Below are 23,888 nucleotides of genomic sequence, written 5' to 3' on the forward strand. Positions count from 1 at the left end.
TTTTGTTGTAAAGGTAATTAAGCAATAGAGGCAGCTATGAAAAAAATCAATTACCAGATATTAAATACAGTCCAATGTCCGAGGTCCAATGTCCTGGGTCAACGGCTTATATTTATATTTTTTGTTTTAGTATTGACCTTGGACCTCGGACTTCGGACCTCGGACAGTCTCTACGCTGCCTCTTCCGGCGGTCAGGTAGGTCAGTTCCTTTCCTGGGGTGCCGGTGCAAGGGCGCTTGCTATGGGTAAAGCGTTTTTAGCGATTTCAGATGATGCAACTGCTACATATTGGAACCCTGCAGGGTTAACTCAAATTGAGCGTAAGGAATTTACCGGACTTTACGCTAAGTTGTGGTATGACACGACTTATAGTTTTATTTCGTATGTTCATCCGACAACAAAATCAGGAGTCTTCGGTGTTTCACTCGTATCCCTTACATCTTCTAAGTTTGAAAAAGTTTCAATTGAAAGAAATGCTCAAAATGATGTTGTTGATTTTAAAGTTTTAGGAACATTTGATGACACGCAGACGGCAATAACCGGTTCATTTGCCAAAGACCTCTCCAAAAAACTTGCGTTTGGTGCTAATGCAAAGTATGTTTCTCATGTAATTGATGTTTACACGGTTGCGTTTATAACATCTGACGTAGCTATTATGATGAAAGATGTTTATCCGAAACTAAAACTTGCAATAAATATACAGAATATGATATCGCTAAAGTTAGGTGATACTGATGATGATTTCCCGATTGTTTTGAAATTAGGTGCTGCTTACAGGGCGTTAAAAGATAAATTAATAGTTGCGCTTGATGTTGAAAAGGGTATGAAATCTAACATAAATTATCATATTGGAACCGAATATTGGGCAATGGATTATATCGCTGCAAGATTCGGATTTGATGTCGGTGATACCGGAATAAGAGAAACAACAGCAGGTATGGGCGGAAGATATAAAGATTATTCTCTTGATTTAGCAATGGCGTTTCATGAATTAGGGGCTTCTACAAGAGTCTCTGCAAGCTGGAAATTTGGTAAATCTTCCAGGACCGGCAAATTTGAAGAAATGGCAAAATATTTCAAAGAAGGAATGGAAGCATATAAAGTCGGAGAATATCTTGTTTCTATGGATCGTCTTTCAAAAGCGTATAGTATTGACCCGACAAATGAAGACCTTTCAAGAGCGATTCCGAGAATCCAGGTTGTTTCAACTTGGATAAATGCTGAAAAAGGAACTTCCGTAGAAGCAGAAGCAACCAGGACAGGTATTGCTTATTATATTGAAAATGATATAAATAACGCGATTATGGCAATGAGACATGCATATTCTTTACAGCCACAGAATGAAAATTTAAGACGTTTATTAAACGAAGTTGAAAAAGAAGCAGGGCAGACACTTACGCCGATTTCAGGTATTAAATCCACATCAGCTCCGGCACTCAGTTTAATTGAACAAAAACAGGAAAAAGCAAGAGAATATTTCTCAAAGAAACAATATGATGCTGCTATCAATGAATGTCAGGAAATCCTTATTATTGACTCAAAGAATTTATTAGCATTAAAGAGAATGGGTTCCTGTTATTACCAGATGGGTCTTAAAGATAAAGCGATTGCAACCTGGAAAAAAGTACTTGAAATTGATCCTACTGATAAAGATGTTCTGGATATTTTAAGAATGTTCGGAGGAGAAGGAGAACAAAAATGAGAAAAGTAGTTAAGCTATTAAGTAATCAGGCGGTAGAGTGGGTTTTATTTGTTGTTTTACTACTATACCATTTTACCGCTATAATTTATGCTGAAACCGAATATTCCTCACTTCTGCAGGAAAAAATGAAGATTGAAAAAGAATATGAGAAAAGGATTATAGATATTGTAGAAAAAATTGTCGGTTCCGGAAAATCAGTTGTTTTTGTTTCAGCAGAATTACAGATTGTTAAAGCAACATCTCAGAAAAATCAGAGAGAGGGAAATGCCAGTCAAACGAATCCTTTTTCCGGGTTAAAATCCAAGCCGCAGGTTCTTCCGGGATTTGATGAAGACAGCGCAGCACCTGTTCAGCAAGCTTCTCCCGGTTCAGAAAAATCAGCAGGGTTAAGTCAGAGTATTGAACAAACTGTTATTCCGACCATACTTAAGTTATTAAAAGTTACAATTCTTATTGACAAAGGTGTTCAGGAAGCCAAAAAGACTATTATTAAGGAAGCAATTAAGCAATCGATTAGTTCTGACATAGGTGCGGATAAGCTTGTACTTGAAATAAAAGAAGCACCATTTTCGTCAGAAGCTTTTTGGGCACCTTTTATTAAACCAACTGTTTTAGTCCCGCTTATTTTAGGAGTAATATTTCTTATTGTTTTAATGGGACCGCTTCAGAGTGTACTTTTATCGTTTGCCTCAGCAATTAGAGAAGGTAAAAGTGGCGGTGATTTCACCGTTTTTTCAAAGACTGAATCAAAAGGTGAAACAAGTGGAACTGCGGGTGGCGGTGCAGGCGGTGGTGTTGCAGGCGGCGCGGGTGGAGTTGCAGATGCAGGTGGTGTTGGCGGTGAATCAATAACAGAATTAATGGAAAAGGAGGATAAGAAAGTGAAAAAGAAAGAAAAACCATTTGCATTTATTACGAAAGATAACCTAAAAAATCTTATTTATCTTATACAGGAAGAGCCTCCGGAAGTGATTGCGTTGATTGTTACCTATCTTGAACCTGAACTGTCTGCGGATGTAGTTGCATCGCTTTCTTCTGATTTACAGCTTCAGACGGCAATATGTATTGCAAATGTGAAACTCAGTTCTGAGGAAGATGTATATAAAATCCATGAAAAGATTAAGGGCAAAATTGATTTTCTTGTCGGTGGTATAGATGTCTTCATAAAGATTATTGAACAAGTTGATAACAAGGTCAGGAAAGAAATGTCGGATACCCTTGAAAAACAGTCACCAAGACTTGCAAGAAAAGTTCGTGAAAGTATTTTCATGTTTGAAGATTTGGCAAAACTGCCCGACCAGACAGTTCAGTTTATTTTAAGGGAAATAAAAACTGATCAGATAGCAATTGCCTTAAAAGGTACCGGTGTTGAAGCGGTTATGCAAAAAGTTCTGGCAAATATGTCCGAAGGTGGTAGAGTTTTACTGAAAGAAGAAATGGATTTTGGTAAACCATACAGCCAGCAGCAAATCGGTGAGGTCCAGCGTGAAATAGAAAAAACAGTTAAAAAAATGGAAAAAGATAAGAAAATTGTTTTAAGACAAGATGATGAATCAGAGAAACAAGGAGTTGAGGTTGAAGGTCGTCTTCAGAAACTGAATATTGGTGAAGAATATAGAACAGTACAGCCACAGCAATCACAACAATCACAGCAGTCCCAACAATCTCAAAAAACTACCGAGTCGCCTCAAAGAGCAATTGAATACTACAATGCCGGTATTACTTCATATTCTTCCGGTAAAATCGACGATGCAATACATTATTTCCAGCGTTCGGTTGAATATAATCAGAATTTTTGGCAGGCTTGGCAATATCTCGGGAGCTGTCTCTACTCAAAGGGAAGAATTGACGACGCTATAAAAGCATACGAGAAATCATTATCAGCAAACCCGTCAAACACGCAACTCCGTGACTGGCTCCAGGGAGAAAAACAGAAAAGAGCAGCAGCAAAATAGGAGAGTAGAGCTCTTAGCGTTATAGAGTTTTAGAGTTCGTAGGGTTTTAGAGTTTATTGATTCAAATTCTTAACCCTAAAACCCTAAAACCCTATAACTCTATAACCCTATAACACGTACGGGAGGTTTTAAAATGAGCGAAGAAAAAAAAGATGTTTTCGGAGGAGGGTTCCCGCCATTTCCACAGGAAAACAATTCAATGCCGTCTGCACTGGATTTACCACCATCATCTCAGGGTATGCCGCCTATGATTCCCAATGCACCTTTCTCATCTCAGAATGTTTCTCCTTCGTCTAGCTCGTCGTCCGTTGATTATTCGAAAAAATTTCAGGAGATGGAACAGACATATATGAATATGGCGAAAATGCTTGAAGAAGTGAAAGAAAAACATGAAAAAGAAAAACATCTCTGGGAAGAAAAAATAAATTCCCTTCAAAAGGATTCACAGGAAGCATTAGATGAATTTGCCGTTCGCCAGTTAAAAGAAGAAGAAGAAAGAACAAAAAAAGAGTCAGAAATCCGTGAAGAGAAATTGAAACTTGAAATGTCATTAAAAGAACTTGGAAATAAATTAGAGGAGGCACGGGAAAAAACATTTCTTCAGGCACTTAAGTCAAAAGAAGATGAAGCAACTTCAGTGCGACTCGAAGCTGCTATGAAAGACGTGCAGTTAAAAAGCGTTCAGGAAAATGCATCACGCGAAATAGAAGCAGTTAAAATAAATTTAGGGGCAGCTTTATCGGAAAGGCTTGTAGCCTTACAAAAACAATATGAAAATAAACTTACCGATATTTATATAAAATCGTCCCAGAAGGAAAAGGAACTAATAGGCAAACTTGATGCTTTACAAACAGAAAAAGAGGCACTTTTAAAAAAAGCAGAACACGAGAAAAATCATCTTAATAGCGACTTTAATGATAAGATTTTAAAGAAACAAAATGAAATAAATCTAATCACATCAAAATTAGATAATGTAAAAGATAATTACAATAAAATTCTTGGTTCACTCGAGAATGACCTGTCTTCTGCTAAAGCCAATATACTTATGGAAGTTGCAAAAACTAAATCAGAATACGAAGAAAAACTAAACCAGCTGAAAACAGAATATTCTGTGGTAGAGGGTCAAAAAATAACACTCAATGCACAATTAGAAGCAGAAAGGAAGATTTCAGCTGAAAAATTAAAAAATAAGGAAGACGAAATCGGCTCGCTGTATAAACAATTTACTGAAAGAGAAAACTTGTTAAAGGCTGATTTTGAAAAGCAAATTTCACAAAATATTGAAGATAAGAAACGGCTTGAAGGGGAATTCCGCCAGACAGTAGAAAAAACAAGTGAACGGGATGACGAATGGCGTTCAAAAATGGATGGCTTAAAAGTCGAATATGAAAATAAACTTAAAGATAAAGATTTACAATTACAAAAAGTTGAAATGGGTTTCAATAATAAACTTGCAGAACTGAATAATATCCACCAGCAAAACGTTGACCAGTTAAAAGAAAATATTAACCAGCAAAACCAGCTGTTATTACAGGAAAGGACGAGATTAGAAAAACTAATTTCAGAAAAAGACAAGGAAATGCTGGAAGTCAAAACCTCCCTTCAGGAGGAACTAAGAAAACAAAAAGATTTTTACGAAGAAGTGCTTTTAGAAAGGGAAGAAAAGATTTCCAGTATTAATGCAGATTTTGAAAAAAAAGAGGCAGCCATTCGTGCTGATTCTGACAAACGACTTGCTGATGCGTTGAATGAAAATCTGAAACTGGAAATGAAATTTAGAAATGAAATAGAAGTTTTAACCAACGAATATACTAAAAGACTTTCGGTATCACTTGATGAGAAAAAAAATATTGAGCAGGAATACCAATCTCGGCTAAGTTTTATTGAAAAAGAGCACTTGAGGGAAATGGATTTATTGAAGGAAAGGCAAATAACCGAAATTGAAAAACAGAAACAGGAATTCCAGAAAAAATTAGAAGCCGAAGGTGCTTCTAAAAATGAACTTGAGAAAAACCACCAGATTACTATAGAAAAAAAGGTGTCAGAATTTGAAAAAAGTTTAAGAGTCAGAGATGATGAGTGGCGATTAAAATATGAAGGGACAAAAAATGAATATGACGGCAAAATCAGGCAAATTGAATCAGAAAAAGCGTTACTGCAGCAGGGGATGTCGAAACAACTTGAAGAAATGAATAACAACTGGCTCAAAAAAATTCATTCTGAAAAATCATATATGGAAGAAAAAGTTGCAGCTCTTTCTTCCGAACTTAGTTCAAAGGAAAAGCGGTGGTCTGAAGAGAATGAAAAATACAAATTGCTAATGTCAGCTAAGGAAAACGATATTTTGTCGGTTAAAAGTCAGTACGAAAACCGTATTTCTGAAATGACAAAGACGGAGAATAATCTTAAGACGATGATTGAGAAAGTATCGGCAGATTTGGTTAATGAACGTGCAAGATTTTCAAAAGAGATTTCTACCAAAACAAAAGAATATGAAGAAAAAATGCAAGACTATATCAAAAGTAAAGAAAACGAAATTTCAACCATTAAGATGGAAACAGAAAATATCCGCAATAAATGGTTTGAAGAAAAACAACAATGGGTAGATGAACTGACAAAAAAGACAACATTTCCAGCTGAAGAATTAAAAACAATTAATCTTAAAAAAGCAGAACTGGAAGCGATGGAACTTAAATTAAAACTCAGTCAAAGCGTATTAGATGAGCGTATTAATATGGAAAAACTTAAATATGATAATATGATTGTGATAAAAGATGACCAGTTGGAATCTCTTAAGAAGCAGTTGCAAAATGCAGAAATAGATATGGAAGGGAAAATAAAATCAGCATACCAGAAGAATATGTTAGATAAAAAAATATTAGAAGAAAAAGAAATAAGCAGTTTGAACGACCAGTTGGAATCTACAAAGAGGCGGTTACAAAATGCAGAAGACAATGTAGATGAGAAAGTAAAATCTGCATATCAGAAGGACTCGTTAGATAAAAAAATGTTGGAAGAAAAAGAAAGAGAAATACGCAATTTAAATGGCCAGTTGGAATCTCTTAAAACTCAATTAAAAAATACAGAAAAGGAGATAGAAGAAAAAACAGAAATGATGTTTCAAAATGCTTCAATAGATAAGTCAATGCTAAAAGAAAAAGATACGGAACTGAATAAACTAAAAGATAGCATTCAAAATATCAAACTGGTTAAACAACAATTTGAAAAAGAACTTGCCGGAATACAGGCAGAAAATAAGAGAAAAGAGGAAGAAATTTTAATGCTTCAAAAAAATGTGGAAAACAAACTGATTTCACAGAAAGAAAAAATGGAATCGGAATTTTCTGAGAAAATGACCGTTATCGTTGAAAAATACGAGCAGGAAAAGAAAGTAATTGAGGAATCATTCCTGAATGCAAATGCACAAAATTTATCAGAAATAGAAATATTGAAAAGTGAAATTGAAACTTTTAAGAATGCACAGGCATTCCAAAAAGCAATTCTTGATTCCAGAGATACTATCATGCATCCCGAATCACCTGTTGATGTTGAAACCGGGCAATCTGATAAAAAGAAAGATTCTGTATTGGGGAAAATACTGAATTGGCTTAATTCCCCTATATAAGATTATGTAATAATTGTAGTAGCACGCCCTTGGCGTGCGTCGTTATGGTAAGGCAATGCATTTTCAGCATGTTATATAAAACCTCAGAAATTACCAGATTGCGACCCTGACAGCATATATGATAGAACTAAATTTTTTAAAAAATTATAAATTTAAGTGGTTAAGACTAAGTTTGCTATTAACTTGTCTGCTTACCTGCTTATCTTCTGTTCTTCGTTCTATTGATTTAGCTCTACCCGCCGGCATATCAGATCTTATTGCTTTAGGTGGCGATAATGAAGGGGAAGTCAGACTTATATGGACAGCTCCGGGTGATGATGAACTTGCCGGGAAAATTACCGGATATCTTATTAAATATGATGAGGTTCCGATAAGAACAGATCCCTGGTTTCTTGAAGAAGGACATAAAGAATATATTTATAATTGGGAAGGTGTAGATATTGTAGGTCCTGGTGAGAAACAGACAATAACATTAACAGCACTTACTTCATATGTTGGCAAAAGACTTTATTTTGCGGTTAAAGGTTATGATGAAAATTCTAATTTCGGTGTTTGGAATTCAACACTGGATGTAGCGGGTATTAACTCCAATAGTTCCTGTTATGTAAGACTTATACCACCTGCTCCGGTAGGTAATCTATCAGCTACAGCAAGTTATAAGAAGATATCTCTTGCATGGACAGCACCTGGTGATGATGGAAATATAAATGATATATCAGGCGGTATTTTTGAAATAAGATGTTCAAAAACAGCACCAATTACAACTGAAACCGATTGGGATAATGTTTCGGCAGGATATCCGTATAGAATTATGATTCCAACTTCTACATCACCCGGTGTCATGCAGCAATACCTGATAACCGGACTGGAAAACGATGTCAGTTATTATTTTGCAATAAAAACAAGAGATGAAAATATCTTGGGATGGTCAGAATTAGACACGACATCGCCTGAACCATCAGGAACACCTTTTAATGCCTTGCCAGCTGCTTTTAATCTTATATCTCCTGCAGATAAAGCATTTGTACCAAATACAAAACCGTTTTTTGACTGGGAGGACACAATTGACCCTGATGGACAGGGAATTAACTCGTATGGGCTTCAAATTTCAGAGTTCAGTGATTTTCATTTTATGGTTCAGGCGCCATCCAATCTTGTTTACTCGTCATACACATTCATTGAAGCGCTTGCTGATGATACAACATATTACTGGCGTGCAAAAGCGATAGATTCCGATGGTGGAATAACGTATACCGCAGCAAGAATGTTTTACATAAATACATCTAATCTACCTCCGACAAGTTTTGATTTACTATCACCGAACAGCGAAATTGTATTAAAAAAACCCTCTTTTTTATGGCAAGCATCAAGTGATCCTGATCCCCCCGGAAGAATAAAATATAAAATTTACTATTCGTCTTATTCTGATTTCTCCACATATTTAACTGTTTCCGGGTTGACAGATACCAGTTATACGCTTACTTCAAATCTTACTGAAAGCACGACATATTATTGGAAAGTTGAAGCATCAGACGAATATCTTGTGCCGGCAAGTGTTTTTTCAAACCAGACATTTTCTTTTTATGTAAAACCTGTTTTGCCGTCATCCCCCGCAAATATAAAAATTACGAATAATATAATTACATGGAGCCCTGTTTTGCTGGATGAAGACGGTACCGTAAGTACTGATTTTTCAAAATATAAAATATATCGTTCTACTGATATAAAAAACGCAGGAACAGCAGGGACATTTGCCGGTTATACAACACAGACATCAACACCGGCAGTTACCGGTTACTGGACAATTATCCGCGCTATTGATGTTTTTGGCAATGAAAGCGCGAATTCTATTGCCGTGAACCCCGATGAATCAAAACAGATTTTTATTTCAAACGGCAGGGATTTAATTATAGAAATTCCGCAAACTGTACAAAGTTCGCTTGAAAATACAATTATATCAATTTCAAAATCAGGCAAAATCTATGACATAAAACCGTTGAAATCTGCGGATTTGACCGAAGTTACCAGTTTTATATTTTCTGCACCTGTAAAAATTACATTTGAAACAGATGACGACTGTGTTTACTGGTACAACGGGATTGAATATGTTGCTCTTGGCGGTCAAAGGGGCAACAGTATAACGGTTAAAACTACAAAACTCGGAAAATTTTATACCAGCAGTATCCAATCCTCTACTTTAAAGTTAGCATATTCATTCCCAACGAAAATATTTACTCCGAATAATGACGGCATAAATGATGAAATAAATCTTACATTTACAGGAATGTCAGAAGAAGACGTTATTGCTGAGGTTTATGATTTTACGGGCAGGAAGATTTCAGAGATGACACGAAAAGATTTTTCATGGTTTGTGTGGGATGGTAAGGATTTTAATGGTAAAGTTGTACTGCCCGGTATCTATATCTATCAGGTAAGAAATGGCAAAAACATCTGTAACGGCACAGTAGTAGTCGCAAGATAAGGAGAAATAGGTTGTATCATAACTTAAATTGTAGTTGCAGAGCGTTATCTCTGCTGAAACTTGACTTCCGTGAGAATGGCATATTCATCCCCTCAACTCTTTCTTCTCCCCATAGGGGAGAAGATGAAACCTGCCTACCGGCAGGCAGGGATGAGGGGGATCATAAGATTCTTAGCTGATAGGTCTGAAAATTTATGAATAAAAATTATTTTTACAAATTATTATTTATCTTTATCTTTTTTACCGGCTCGTTTGTATACCCGGCATTTGAAAATATATCTTCGGGTGCCCGTCCTTATGGTATGGGTAATGCATTTACCGGACTTGCTGATGATATCCAGGCAGTTTTTTATAATCCGGCCGGGCTTACACAGATAAGATATAAAGAACTTATTACCTCATTTGGCAGACCTTTTTTAGGATTGGATGACAAAAGCAACATCTCGGACGGTTTTATCGGTTATTTGTATCCTATAAGAGGGCGCGAATCAATAGCAGTTTCAGTTACTGATTTAAGGCTTTCATCAATTTACAGCGAAAACGTTGCTACATTAAGTTACGCTAAAGATATTAAAAAAAATGTTTCTTTCGGATTTAATTTAAAAGCATTAAGAATAAAATATGGTAGTGATTCTTACACTGAAATTGACCCTGTTTTTAATAGAGATTCACGGACATCTTTTTCGGGTGATGTGGGTTTGTTTATGAAATTTACAAAAAAGTTTTCAGCCGGATTTTCTGCATTTAATCTTAATGAACCGAATATTGGTATTGCTGAAGTTTTACCTCTGCCGTTAAAAATGCGGTTAGGCATAAGTTACCGGCCTGCTTTTGCAACAATATGTTTTGATGTAGAAAAACAAAAAGACAATTATACATATTTCCTTGGGAGCGAAAAATTAATTTTCACCAATGATTTTTTTATAAGAGAAGGAGCTAGTTACAGCAAGAATTTAATAAATATTTCTTTGGGTTTTTCATATTTACCCGACCCATTAAAAATCGATTATGCTTTTCAAATGCCCATTGTGGGGATAAAAAGTATTTTAGGCAGCCACCGCATTTCTATAACTTTTGAATTTGGTAAAGAGATCCACGATCCCTATACTAGTGATTTGGAAACTGAAATTGATAAATTAACCAAAGAAAATGAGAAATTACAGAAGAATTTAAATACAACAACAGAGCAGCTTTCAAATACATCGTCAGATATGGAAAAGACAAAGGCACAGTTAGAGGAGATTCAAAAACAAAAAGAGCAGCTTGAGGTTGAAAAACGCAGGTCCGAATACCGTCCTCCTGTAAAAAAAGTCACGTATCATACTGTTGAAAAAGGTGATACATTATCGTCTATTTCTCAGAAATATTACGGTACCTCTGACAAATGGCAGGATATTTATAATGCCAATAAAAATAAAATAGAAAGAGGAACACCCATAGTAGGAAGCCAATTGATAATACCATAACGATACGGAACTAGTCGTAGTTGTAGTCGCAGAGCTTGCTCTGCTGCTGTTGTCTCTTCGGCGGGCGATTAAAAGATTCAAAGATTAAGGTTTAGGATTCATAGAACCGTAGAGTCGTAAATCCCTAAGACGCAAAGACCCTACGACTCTATGACCCTATGACGTCATTGGAGTTATTATGAAATCATTAACTGATTACTGGAGAACAAAATTTACTGAATTGCAGAAGCAATTTAGTGACGAAAAGAAAAACAATAATGTTGAAAAAAAGGAACAAAAAGATAAAATATTTGAACATCAGGTTACTATAAAAGAACTTCAGACAAAAATTACTGAACTTGAAAAAAACATTTCAGGAAAAGTCGCAGATATTGAACAACTTAAAAAAGAGAAAAAATCTTCAGCAGAAAAACAGGACCTTGAAAAACAAAATTTGGCAAACGAAATTATTGAAAACATTCATCTTACCGAAAAAAAGAAGAATATTGAAATACAGGTTCTTATTTCCGAATTTGTTAGATTTTTGAGAAAAGATGTCGGTCATGTTAGCGGTCACGTAAGGGTTTTGACTGAAATCTGTAAAGAAAAAGAAGCCCAAGCGGTTATTAATGACCTTATTGAGTATACCGAATGGATGACGCTAATGGCAGAGGAACTTTCATGGTTTTCACAACCTTTTAAAAAAGAAAGCGGTACATCTAAAATAGATACTGCAATTGATGAGTTGCTACCGGATTTTAAGCGACCTATATCAAAAAATAATATTGAAATATCAAAAGATATATCAGAAGGGATTCCCGATATACCGGTTTTTCAGGAACATTTGAAAACTGTATTTAGTGAAATAATGAAAAATTCTATTGACGCAATGCCTTCCGGTGGCTCAATCACTATAAAAGCATACGTGTCAGATAAAAATGTTGTTATAGAATTTAAAGATACCGGTCGCGGTATTCCTCTGCATCTAATAGAAAAAGTTACAAGACCGTTTTTTTCGACCAAGAAAAAGATTGGTTTTGGATTTGGTACAACAAAAGCCCGTATAATTTTAGATACTTATGACAGTCATTTAGATATTAACAGTATAGAAGGCGAAGGAACTGTTGTAAAAGTTGTAATACCCGTAACAATATCGTAACCAAGACATCTAGTTTAATGTCTATGAATTTCAATATTTATGCGGCTACAATATCAATTGGTTTGTAGCTGCCCGCCAACGGTTCAGTGGCGGGCCTAACTTAATGTACAGGAATTTCAATGTTTGTAGTAGTCGTAGATTCTTGGCGTGTTTATCATCGTAGTGAAGGGTCTCGGTTGTTGGTGTACATAAATTACAGTTTTTTTGCGAACGGGCATGGATATCCTCTTCATTTTGAGGAAAATTCTTCGGGGGAAGAATATTGTTTATGTCTTAAGCTGCAAAGAACTTGAAAAACAGTACATGTCATCATAGGTATCTTATTCTCAAATAAGTGCCAGTTTTACGAGACCCTTCACAGATCCAAAGTTTTTTTCCGAACGAACCTGCCTGACGGTAGGTAGGAGTGAGGTAAGTTGTGGATAAAATAAGAAATACTAATGCACATTATTATCTTGCAAAAGCATATCATACTGCAGGTATGTTCTCCATGGCTATCGATGAATTTGATAAAGCATTAAAATTCTCACCTGAATATGCTAATATCCATTATGATTTAGCAAAAACATATGAAAAAATGGGGTTTTTTGGTAATGCTGCAAAAGAATATAAGATTGCCTTGGATATAAACTCACATTATGTTGATGCAAAAGAATCGCTTGCAAAACTTTTATCTAATAACCGCGACGAAAAACTGAAAATAAAGAAACAATTCAATATAAAAAAAATAATGAAATATTTACCTGCAGGGATAGCTACAGTTATAATTGTTTCAGTATGGTTTTTCCTTTATAAACCGGTACCGCCGACTATTGCATATTATTCCATTCCTTCTCTTCATCCTTCGGGAATTACGATTTCAGATAATGAAATATGGGTTTGTGACTGGTTTTCCCAGACACTTTATAAGCATAATCTTGATAATGTGCTGTCACTTGTTAAGTCGTATAAACTTCAGGATATTCACCCTTCCAGTATTGCTTCCGGCAAGGATACTTTATGGGTTAGTGACGCATTTTCAAAGAAAATATTTCAGTTTGACAGGTACACGCTGAAACTTATGGGAAGTTTTCCGGCTCCGGCAACAAGCCCGTCCGCCATATTCGATTCTAAAAATTTTTTGTGGACTTGTGATTCAGAAGATGATAAGATATATAAGCATAAAAAGGACAAGGATTTAACGGTAATATTTTCAGCCCCGTTATCCAACCCTAACCCGGTCGGTCTTTACGTTAAAGGTAAAAATATTTTTGTCGCTGATGCTGATACAGGTAAAGTTTATAGATATTTTTTAGATGAAAAACAGAAAAAAATAAGTCAGATTTCCATATATGACATCCCCGCTTTTGGTTCAAATGTAGCTTCAGGCAGAAAAATTTCAGGATTGAGTATGACCGCCGACACCTTATTTCTTACATCAGAGGGAACCGGTGAAGTATACAAAATCCCTTTTAAAATGTTAAAAGGAAAATAAAATAAAAGAGTTATAGAGTTTGTAGAGTTTGTAGAGTTATAGAGTTTGTAGAGTTTAAACCCTAAAACCCTAAAACCCTATAACCCTATAACTCTATAACCCTATAACGTTATTTCACATTTAGGAGCTTTTTCATTTATGAAAAAAAGGATACTTGTTGTTGATGATGATGTGCCGACACTCGAATATCTTGATTTTCTGTTTACTACTTATGGATATACTGTAAAAGTAGCTTCTTCCGGGGAATTAGCATTAAAAAGCTTAGAGCTTGAATTGCCGGACCTTGTTTTTCTTGATTTAATGATGCCGAAACTATCAGGTTATGAAGTATGTTGCCAGATAAGAGCAAATCCCAGAACGGCAAATGTCCCGATAGTTTTATATACAGCTACTACTATTGTTCCTGATGATATAACGAAAGGTATAGAAATCGGTGCCGATGAGTTTTTAACAAAACCTTTCAATTTAAGCGAATTAGAAGCATTATTATTGAAACTTTTTGCAAGGCAGAGCAATGAAATGGGATATAACCCGTTAACAAAACTACCCGGGAACATTTTTATAGAGAAAGAATTAAAAAATCGTTCAAATAATAACATAAATTTTGCATTTTGTTATTTAAATATAGATAATTTTAAAGCATATAATAATTTTTATGGTTTTAAAGACGGCGACAAAGTAATTTTGTTTGCAGCAAATATTTTAAAGGAAGCAATAAATGAATTAGGCAGCCGAAGTGATTTTATCGGACATATCGGAGGAGATAATTTTATTTTTATAACTACTACCGATAAAGTAGATATTATTTGTGAACGAGTAACAAAGAAATTCGACGAGTTAATCCTTAAACATTACGATGAAGAAGATATTAAAAGGGGTTATATGATTGCCCGGGATAAGGACAGTAATTTAAAAGAATTCTCATTTATGGCAGCCTCAATAAGCGTTCTTACTAATGAGAAGCAGCCTTTTCCAAGTCTTCCTCTTATAATAGAGACTTTGATATCACTAAAATTAAAGGCAAAGAAAAACCCAAATAAACCCAAAGGCAGTTACATATCCAAATTTTAAAGTAATCCACTCCCTTGAAGACTTTTATGTTTTAATCCAACCCAAAAATAAAAAAGGTAGCCGCAGGGTCTTACCCTGCTTCCATAGTTGTAGTCGCAGACCCTTCTTAGTCTGCTGATGTTGTGTCTTTGTTTCAGCAGATGTGCTGCACAATGGGGATTTTTTTATTGTGTTTTTAGGGAAATTATGTAAAATAAAATATAGATTATAACTCCACCTTCGAATTTAGAAACATTTTATAAAATCAAAAACAAGAGGATTTTTGAAAATGAATAATATAACTAAAACTGAATATGTATCATTTCTTACTAAACTAAAGCAAGAAATTATATCTGCAAGGCAAAAAGCCTACCAGGCAGTAAACAGACAACTTGTGGAATTATATCTTAGTATGGGTAAAAATATTTATGAAAAAGTTGAATTGGCAAAGTGGGGCGAAAGGATTATAGAAACCGTTGCTTCTGACTTGCAAAAAGAATTTCCTGATACAAGAGGTTTCTCATCAAAGAATCTTTGGAGAATGAAACAGATTTACGAAACATATAAAGATAACGAAAAACTCTCAACACTGTTGAGAGAATTGCCTTGGTCCCATAATGTTCTAATACTTCATCAGACAAAAACTATAGAAGAAAAAGAATTTTATATAAAAACCTACATAAACGAGAAATGGAGTTTCAGAGAACTTGAAAGGCAAATAGATTCATCTTTATATGAAAGATATATGCTTTCCCGTAAAACAGATAAACTTGTTCCCCACACAAAAGAGAAAGACAAAACACTACTGTTTAAAGATGAGTATATGCTTGATTTTCTTGGGTTGAAAGATAATTTTCCTGAGAAAAATTTACAAAAAGCAATAGTTTCAAATTTGAAGCAATTTTTTCTTGAATTTGGCAAATATTTTACCTTTGTTGGCGAAGAATATAAAATTACCGTTGGTGACCAGGATTTTAAAATAGATTTATTGTTTTATCACAGGGTGTTAAAATGTTTAGTTGCAGTAGAGTTGAAAATTGGCGACTTTAAGCCGGAATATGTCGGTAAGATGCAGTTCTATTTAACAGCACTTGATGAAAAGACTAAACTGAAAGATGAAAATCCGTCCGTAGGATTGGTACTTTGTAAATCAAAAAATGATGAAGTTGTCCGGATAGCAATAAGTAAAGCAATCTCTCCGGTGAAAGTCGCAACTTACAAAACGAAAATTATTGATAAAAACCTGCTTAAAAGGAAATTACATTCGCTTCCTATGCCTGAAAAATCAGAAAAAGAAAATAATGTTTGAACAACAACTTGTGTTTTAAACTTGTTTAACAGTCTGGTGTATTTTACAATTCCCAAAAATGAACTTGACAGTAGCTTAAAAAGTTATATAATAATTTAAAAGTAGGATGCTTAATTTGTTGTACCGGAATTTGAAAGATTTAGGCAGAGCAAGCCTGCCTAACGGTAGTCAGGCTCTGCCACTACAATGTTGATGTAGTTGCCGACTTGCTTGCCGATAGGGCCAAAGTATTAGTGGTGGAGTCGGCATTAACATGTTGTATAGGAATTTCAATGATATCACGCCAAAGGGCGTGAAACTACAACTGTTTTTGTTTAAAACCTACTTGGTAGTTGCCCGCCAACGGTTCAGTGGCGGGCTTAACTTAATGTATAAGAATTTCAATGTTATAGATTCCCGATTAAGACGCTCGGGAATGACAATCTTTCCGTGTGTGTCATTCCCGCGAAAGCGGGAATCTAACTCGGTGTATAGGAATTTCAATGTTTGTAGTTGCACGTCTTGGCGTGCCTAACTTGTTTATATTATTATGGCTAATGCATCGGAAAGACGTAAATTTAAAAGATTTTCTTTGATTGAAGGAATGGCTGAACCGGTTGAAGTGTTTTTTCCGCCACCATTCTATCAGGGACCGATTGTAGGTAAAATTGTTGATATTTCTTCGGGTGGCATAGGAATGATTACAAGTGAGCCTGTGCCGAAGTTCTTTATATTTTCACTGCATATCGGATTGTCCGGAATTCCGTCGTTTGATGTAAAAGGTAAAGTAGTTCGTCTTGAAAATAAAAATAGCCAGTATTATACAGGTATTTCATTTACTGAAATTGACGGTAATACTGCCGAGGTGCTGAAAAATATTGCTGAAGATAACGATAAATGCGATAAAAAAAGAGCGGAAGGACAAAAAGATTTCTGTTTTGAAGAATGCAAGTTTGCTTCTTTATGCGGTAAAAAAGAGAAATTAACAAAACTGCAAAATGCAAAGCAAACAACATCTAAAATTGATTTAAAAGATGTTAAGGAGCAGAAAATGGCTGAAAAAAATGAAGAGAAAAAGGTATCTTCAACTGAGGATACCGAGAAAACAGTATTGTTGCCTCCGGTTCCGGATGCTAAAGTAGAAAAGACACAAATATTATCACCTGAAGAAAAACCCAAAGCAACCCCGAAAGAATCTGTAGAAAAAACAGTTTTGCTGACTCCTGCTGAGTTGTTATCTGCAAGAGGTGCGAAATCAAAAGCCGATATTGTGCCTGAAAAAAAATCGTCATCAGATAACACTGAAAAAACCGTTCTATTAACTCCCAAAGAACTGTCATCTGCAAGAGGTGTACAATCAAAAGTCGGAATTGCGTCTGAAAAAACTGCATCAACTGAAGATGAAAGACCCGTTATATTGCCTCCAATGACAACTAAAAGCGTTAAAAGAAAAATTAATCCTGTTTTCTATGTTTTACTGGTTTTAATTTTTGTTGCGATAGCCGGATTTATATATAAGGGTAAGATAGCCGGATTTATCGCTGCCGGTGCAGATAAAAAACTAAGTGCAGGTAATTACCAGGAAGCAATAAAAAACTATAAGATTGCACTTATGATTGAGCCTGAAAATATGAATGTACGTGTAAAATTGGCAGAATCATACGCTATGATGAAAATGTATAACGAGTCAGAGACAGAGTATATCAAGATATTGAAAATTAATCCGGCTATGTTTGATGCTCTTCTTGGTTTTGGTAAATTATATGCCAATCTTAACCGTAATAGAGAAGCGATTGTATATCTTGAAAAAGCCAAATCCGCATCGCCCCAGGATTGGGACACAAAAATTAATTTAGGTATGTGTTATGAAAAAGAAAAAAAATATGATAAAGCGCTCATGGAATTTTCCGGTATTGTTGCAGGTTCAAAATTACCGGATGAAGCATATTTGTCTATCGCCAGGTGTTTGGGAATAACAGGGTTACCTAAACAAGCAATTCCATTTATGGGTAAAACGCTTTTGCCAAAAACTGCAACTGAATATTTTGAAATGGGTATTGGTAAAAGTGAAAAAGAACCTGAAGAAGCAATTGTGCACTTTATAGAAGCGCTTGTAAAAAAGAATAATTTTGCAGAAGCATATGAATGGCTTGGGCTACTATACAAAAAGAAAAATTTAAACGATAGTTCGGTTAAGGCATATATTATTGCATCGGAAATAAATCCCAATTCAGCAAGAGTATGTTTTAAGCTTGCACAAATATATGCAACTAATAAAGATTCAGCAAACGCGATTGCACAACTTGGTAAAGCCATTTCTTTGGACACAACATATGTTGAAACGGCAAAGAAAACAGCCGAATTCAGCGAATTGCAAAAGACCGCAGAATTTAAAAAACTATTGAAAGTTAAAAAAAGTAATGTCAAGAAAAAATAAAAACTTTCGGTTTCCTAAAAAAATATCATCCATTAATAATTTACTTGACAAACATTATGTTTTTTAGTTAAATGTAAAACTTCTTTAACAGAATATTTGTTTTTACAAATTTTTTTAAATTCCCACAAAGCAAACTAACTGGTTAGATACTCTCTAAAGTAATTATGAAAAACGAGTTTTTACTTTTTTGTATTGTTTTTGTTCCGGTGTTGGGTTCATTTATCTTACCGCTTGCCGGTAACTTCTCTCAAAAGATAAGAAACATACTTGCCTTAGTTTTTGTTTTAGTTTCCTTAATATTTTCAGCGATACTTTTACCGAAAGTTGCGTCCGGTGAAATCATTACAATAAATTATCCTTTATTATTAGGTATGAGTTTTATACTTCATGCCGATATGCTTGCTGTTTTCATGGCGATTGCATCATCGTTAATCGGTGCAGTAATAGTTCTTTACTCATTCGGTTATATAAGCCATTATAAAAATCAGAATGAATATTATCTGATGGTTGTTCTGTTTCTCGGCTCAATGATGGGGCTTGTTTTTTCAGGTAATTTGATTTTCTTGTTCTTGTTCTGGGAGATTACTACAATAGCATGCTGGCGGTTAATAGGATTTTTCAGGGAGAGAATTCACGTCCTACGGGCTGACAAAGCTTTTTTAATAACAGTTTTCGGTGCTTTAATAATGCTTATCGGGTTTGTTATGTTATATAATGAAACAGGCTCATTTGATTTATTAGTTATTAAAGATGTCTTAAAAGGTAATCCGGTATCAAACATTGCTGTAATGTTGATTTTATTCGGCATACTTTCAAAATCGGCTACATTGCCGTTCCATACCTGGTTACCCGATGCCGGTGTAGCGCCTTCCCCTGTTACCGCATTACTCCATGCCGCAGTGTTGGTTAAAATCGGGGTATATGTTTTTGCCAGGTTATTCATTGCTACCTTTACATTAGATGTAATGTGGCATACGGTTGTTCCGGTAATAGCCGGGTTAAGCATGCTTATTTCAGCCGGTGCGGCATTTATTGAAACAGATTTAAAACGGATAATAGCATATTCAACAATCAGCCAGATTGGTTTTATTTTTCTCGGACTTTCAACAGGTAATGAAATAGGTATTGCAGGCGGTCTTCTATATATTCTCATGCATGGTTTGGCAAAAGGCGGCTTGTTTCTTTGTGCCGGTATAGTTGAACAGAATACCGGAACTAAAGATATCACAAAATTAGGCGGCTTAATGAAAGTTATGCCGATAACAGCGGTATCATTTCTGTTTTGTGCATTTTCTGTTATGGGTATCCCGCCATTTGGCGGGTTTTTCAGTAAATATATGGTTATTACAGGCGCAGTCGTCAATAACCAGTTAGCGATTGCCCTGACTTTTTTTGCAGGAGCTATTCTAACAATATTATATCTTTTAAGAGTTTTTATGACGGTCTTTCTTGGTGATTTAAAAACTGATTTAGTAAAAGAAAAATCAGCTACTATGGTTTTCAGCGTAGCGTTTCTTGCATTCCTGTCGCTTGCAGGCGGTATTTTTATAAAATATCCGGCTGATTTTGTAGCATTAACAGTCCAGCAGATGTTAGGGATTATTAAATGATTAATATATTAATATTATTGCCTTTTATAGCAGGTTTACTGGTTTTTGCGATACCGAAGTCAATTCGCAAGACGTCCGGTTTCCTTGCATTATTAGTAACATTAGTAGATCTTTATTTTACCATTATACTTTTTAAAACAAATATAATGTCCTCGGTTCCCTGGGCGGGTTTTGGTATAGAGTTCTCGTTAAGATTAGACCATTTCAGCAGTTTCATAATTCTTGCTGTTGCTTCATTCTGTGTTTTAGTTACTTTATATTCTATAACTTTCATGAAGGACAAGGACAATTCAAGCCAGTTTTTTGCATACATGCTGATTTCGCTTGCTATGACAAACGGTGCTGTTCTTGCAAATAACCTTGTAGTAATGTTGTTCTTCTGGGAAGGTTTACTGGTTACATTATTTGCAATGATACTTATCGGAAGTAAAGCAGCATTCAAAACAGCAGTTAAAGCGCTTGTGCTGGTAGGTATTTCTGACTTATGTTTGATGATTGGTATAGGGCTTACCGGACACCTGTCGGGTACTTTAACAATGTCAAGCATTAAACTTAATTTAGATTCGCTTGGCGGGTTAGCGTTCATATTTTTGATGATAGGAGCGATTTCCAAAGCGGGTTCCATGCCGTTCCATAGCTGGATTCCGGATGCCGCAGTAGATGCCCATCTTCCTTTCATGGCACTTCTGCCGGCAGCCCTTGAAAAATTGCTCGGCATATATTTTCTTGCCAGAATTTCGCTTGAAATGTTCAATCTTACGCCTTCTTCATGGATATCTGTGTTACTTATGGTAATCGGCGGTATAACAATCCTATTTGCTGTTATGATGGCACTGATACAAAAAGATTATAAAAGATTATTGTCGTATCATGCAATAAGCCAGGTTGGTTATATGATTTTGGGTATTGGAACTGCCGTGCCTGTTGGTATTGTCGGCGGGTTGTTCCATATGATAAACCATGCAATGTATAAAAGCTGCTTGTTTCTTACAGGTGGTTCTGTAGAAAGACAGGCAGGTACAACAGATTTAAAGAAGCTTGGCGGATTAGGCTCGAAAATGCCTATTACTTTTGCTTGTTTTATTGTTGCAGCAGCAGCTATATCCGGTGTCCCGCCGTTTAACGGTTTCTTTTCCAAAGAACTGATTTACGACGGTGCGCTTGAAAGAGGACTTATATTCTATATTATGGCTGTTGCCGGCTCGTTTTTCACTGCAGCATCGTTTTTAAAGTTAGGACATTCTGTTTATGCCGGTAAGATAAAAGATGAAAATAAAAATGTGAAAGAAGCGCCGTTAACAATGCTGATACCTATGATTGTTATCGCTTGTGTATGTATCCTGTTCGGTGTATATAATTCATTACCATTAAAGCATTTAATCCAGCCCATTCTTGGCGAACGTTTGGAAGGCCATAGTTTTTCAGGTTGGCCGGCTAATATGACAATCGTGGTAGTTACAGTGATAGTGTTAATCGCTGCATTGTTAAACCATCTTTTTGGTGTTAAAAAATCCGGCAGCGGCTTGGGTTCGGTTGACCATATACACTATGCTCCCGGGTTATCTTATATATATGCTCAAGCGGAAAAACGATATTTTGACCCTTACGATATAGGACTAAAAATAGTAGGTTTTCTTTCTATAATATTATTCGGTTTGGATAGGATAATTAACTGGTTTTACGATGTGTTTGTTGTAAAGCTGACTTATTTCTTCACCGGAGTTATAAAAGCACTTCATAACGGAGATTATGCAATGTATCTTTCCTGGTCACTTATAGGAACGATAATCATAATAATCTACATAGTTATGAGGTAATTGTGTAGTAGCACCGCCTTGCGGTGCTGATATTTTTGTTTTGTATGTAGTGGCTTGCCCTTGGCAAGCCAGCCGTAGATTTTGACAAATAGTTGTAGTCGCAGAGCTTGCTCTGCTGCTGTTAGCCGCCTTGTAGTGCCATAATTAAGCACGCCAAGGGCGTGCACTACAATTACAAAGGAAAAAAGCAACCATTTATGATAGCATTATTTATTTTAATACCATTAGTCAGTGTCCTGATACTAAATTTATGTCATTGCGATTTTGTTAAAAAAATAGCGTGCTGGTTTGGTATGTTATTGACATTGGTACAGATTTATTTTGTGTTGTTTGTTCCGATAGATATATTGAACAACCAGTCAGCGTTATTCGGGACAAATTTTGCTTTCAATCTTACCATTGATAGTTTATCTAAATTGATGCTGCTGGCAATAGGCATAGTTGTTTTTTCTGCTATTATGATCGGACAATTTACTTATCATGATGAAGACCAGAAATTTAATTTTGCAAATTTAATTATGCTCACATTGGCAGGTATGAACGGTGTTGTAATGGTAACAGATATATTTTCACTATATGTATTCATTGAAATTGTCGCAGTTTCTTCCTTCATATTAATATCAATATACAAAGATAAAGCGGCTTTGGAAAGCGCTTTTAAATATATAGTCCTTTCAGTTACAGCTACATTGTTTATACTTTTGTCAATTTCAATCTTTATGTTGATTTCCGGTGACACATCTTTTATAGCTATTAATAATGCAACCAAAAATTCAGCAGGTAGTTTAAAGATTACAATTGCGATTTGTCTTTTTATCTGCGGTGCTTTTACCAAAGGCGGGCTTGTCCCGTTCCATAGCTGGCTGCCCGATGCACACTCTTCAGCACCGACCAGTATTTCAATTCTGCTTTCCGGTATTGTAATAAAAGTTTCAGGTATATACCCGTTAATAAGGATATTAAGTATAACAGGCGGGGGCGGTGACCAGGTAAAAAATATATTATTGTTTATCGGTGCAGTTTCTATTGTTGTAGGAGCTCTTGCCGCACTTGGTCAAAGCGATATCAAAAGGATGCTCGCTTTTTCAAGTGTAAGCCAGATGGGATACATTGTATTGAGTTTAGGTACCGGTACTGTCTTAGGTTTAGCCGGCGCTGTCTTTCATATGTTAAACCATGCAATATTTAAATCCCAGTTATTTGCCAATTCAGCAGCCGTAGAAAAACAGACAGGTACAAGGAATATGGACAAATTAGGCGGGCTGGCGACTAAAATGCCGATTACCGGCGGAAGTTCTATAGTAGCCATGCTTTCTATTTCAGGCATACCGCCGTTATCAGGGTTCTGGAGCAAGTTATTGATAATTATAGCACTCTGGCAAAGCGCACATTATTCATATGCATTTATAGCAGTGATATCAAGCGTAATAACACTCGCATATTTTCTATCTTTACAAAGAAAAGTATTTTTCGGAAAAGTAGCCCCAGGGTTAGAAAATGTAAAAGAAGCAAAGCTCGGTCTAGTTCTCCCCGTGATAATTCTAGCACTTTTAACAATATTTATCGGCATATTTTTCCCATTGGTATTAAATAAACTAATTCTACCAATAGAAAGTATTTTAAAGTGACATGTAGCCGCACCGCCTTGCGGTGCTGATGTTTTGTAGCGGTGGGATTGTATCCCACGGTAGTTGTGTAGTCGCAGAGCTTGCTCTGCTGCAGTTATGTGGTTATTTGAATTGTTCCAGAAAATACAATAAAAACACGAATAATTCGCGATAATTTGCGTTAGATTCGCGATGATTAGCGTTACCGAACGAAGTGAGGATATCTTGAATCTTATTT

13 protein-coding genes are annotated in these 23,888 nt (G+C 35.6%); all 13 read left to right on the forward strand.

Annotated elements, in window-relative coordinates; translation table 11 throughout:
- Positions 1–36 precede the first annotated feature (36 nt).
- Positions 37–1,701, forward strand: coding sequence for a PorV/PorQ family protein (locus PHE88_06070; GenBank protein MDD5687377.1), 1,665 nt, complete (start codon positions 37–39; stop codon positions 1,699–1,701).
- The gene (locus tag PHE88_06075; GenBank protein ID MDD5687378.1) at positions 1,698–3,656 is read left to right on the forward strand and encodes a FliG C-terminal domain-containing protein; all 1,959 of its coding nucleotides are present in this window, start codon (positions 1,698–1,700) and stop codon (positions 3,654–3,656) included. Before PHE88_06070 ends, PHE88_06075 begins: the two co-directional genes overlap by 4 nt.
- Before the next feature lie 133 nt (positions 3,657–3,789).
- Complete coding sequence (locus tag PHE88_06080) at positions 3,790–7,281, forward strand: hypothetical protein (protein MDD5687379.1); 3,492 nt, start codon at positions 3,790–3,792, stop codon at positions 7,279–7,281.
- Between the two features lie 118 nt (positions 7,282–7,399).
- On the forward strand, positions 7,400–9,763 hold the full coding sequence (locus PHE88_06085) for a gliding motility-associated C-terminal domain-containing protein (protein ID MDD5687380.1): 2,364 nt from the start codon (positions 7,400–7,402) through the stop codon (positions 9,761–9,763).
- Positions 9,764–9,957: 194 nt separating this feature from the next.
- A complete protein-coding gene (locus tag PHE88_06090; GenBank protein ID MDD5687381.1) occupies positions 9,958–11,229 on the forward strand; it encodes a LysM peptidoglycan-binding domain-containing protein in 1,272 nt (423 codons plus the stop codon).
- Between the two features lie 178 nt (positions 11,230–11,407).
- A complete protein-coding gene (locus PHE88_06095) occupies positions 11,408–12,367 on the forward strand; it encodes an ATP-binding protein (GenBank protein ID MDD5687382.1) in 960 nt (319 codons plus the stop codon).
- 418 nt (positions 12,368–12,785) lie between these two features.
- A complete protein-coding gene (locus PHE88_06100; protein ID MDD5687383.1) occupies positions 12,786–13,841 on the forward strand; it encodes a tetratricopeptide repeat protein in 1,056 nt (351 codons plus the stop codon).
- 138 nt (positions 13,842–13,979) lie between these two features.
- On the forward strand, positions 13,980–14,912 hold the full coding sequence (locus tag PHE88_06105; GenBank protein MDD5687384.1) for a response regulator: 933 nt from the start codon (positions 13,980–13,982) through the stop codon (positions 14,910–14,912).
- A gap of 268 nt (positions 14,913–15,180) precedes the next feature.
- Positions 15,181–16,200 (forward strand): PDDEXK nuclease domain-containing protein, encoded by a 1,020-nt coding sequence (locus tag PHE88_06110; GenBank protein MDD5687385.1) that lies wholly within the window; start codon positions 15,181–15,183, stop codon positions 16,198–16,200.
- 529 nt (positions 16,201–16,729) lie between these two features.
- Positions 16,730–18,616 carry a PilZ domain-containing protein gene (locus PHE88_06115; GenBank protein MDD5687386.1) on the forward strand — a complete coding sequence of 629 codons (1,887 nt, stop codon included), beginning with the start codon at positions 16,730–16,732 and terminating at the stop codon, positions 18,614–18,616.
- A 164-nt stretch (positions 18,617–18,780) separates the two neighbouring features.
- The gene (locus PHE88_06120) at positions 18,781–20,226 is read left to right on the forward strand and encodes an NADH-quinone oxidoreductase subunit L (protein ID MDD5687387.1); all 1,446 of its coding nucleotides are present in this window, start codon (positions 18,781–18,783) and stop codon (positions 20,224–20,226) included.
- Positions 20,223–22,043 (forward strand): proton-conducting transporter membrane subunit, encoded by a 1,821-nt coding sequence (locus PHE88_06125; protein ID MDD5687388.1) that lies wholly within the window; start codon positions 20,223–20,225, stop codon positions 22,041–22,043. The genes PHE88_06120 and PHE88_06125 overlap by 4 nt, the downstream gene beginning before the upstream one ends.
- 197 nt (positions 22,044–22,240) lie before the next feature.
- Positions 22,241–23,671, forward strand: a complete 1,431-nt coding sequence (locus PHE88_06130; GenBank protein MDD5687389.1) for a proton-conducting transporter membrane subunit — start codon at positions 22,241–22,243, stop codon at positions 23,669–23,671.
- Positions 23,672–23,888 lie beyond the last annotated feature (217 nt).

The organism is Elusimicrobiota bacterium (assembly GCA_028718185.1).
Taxonomy (GTDB): Bacteria; Elusimicrobiota; UBA8919; order UBA8919; family UBA8919; genus JAQUMH01.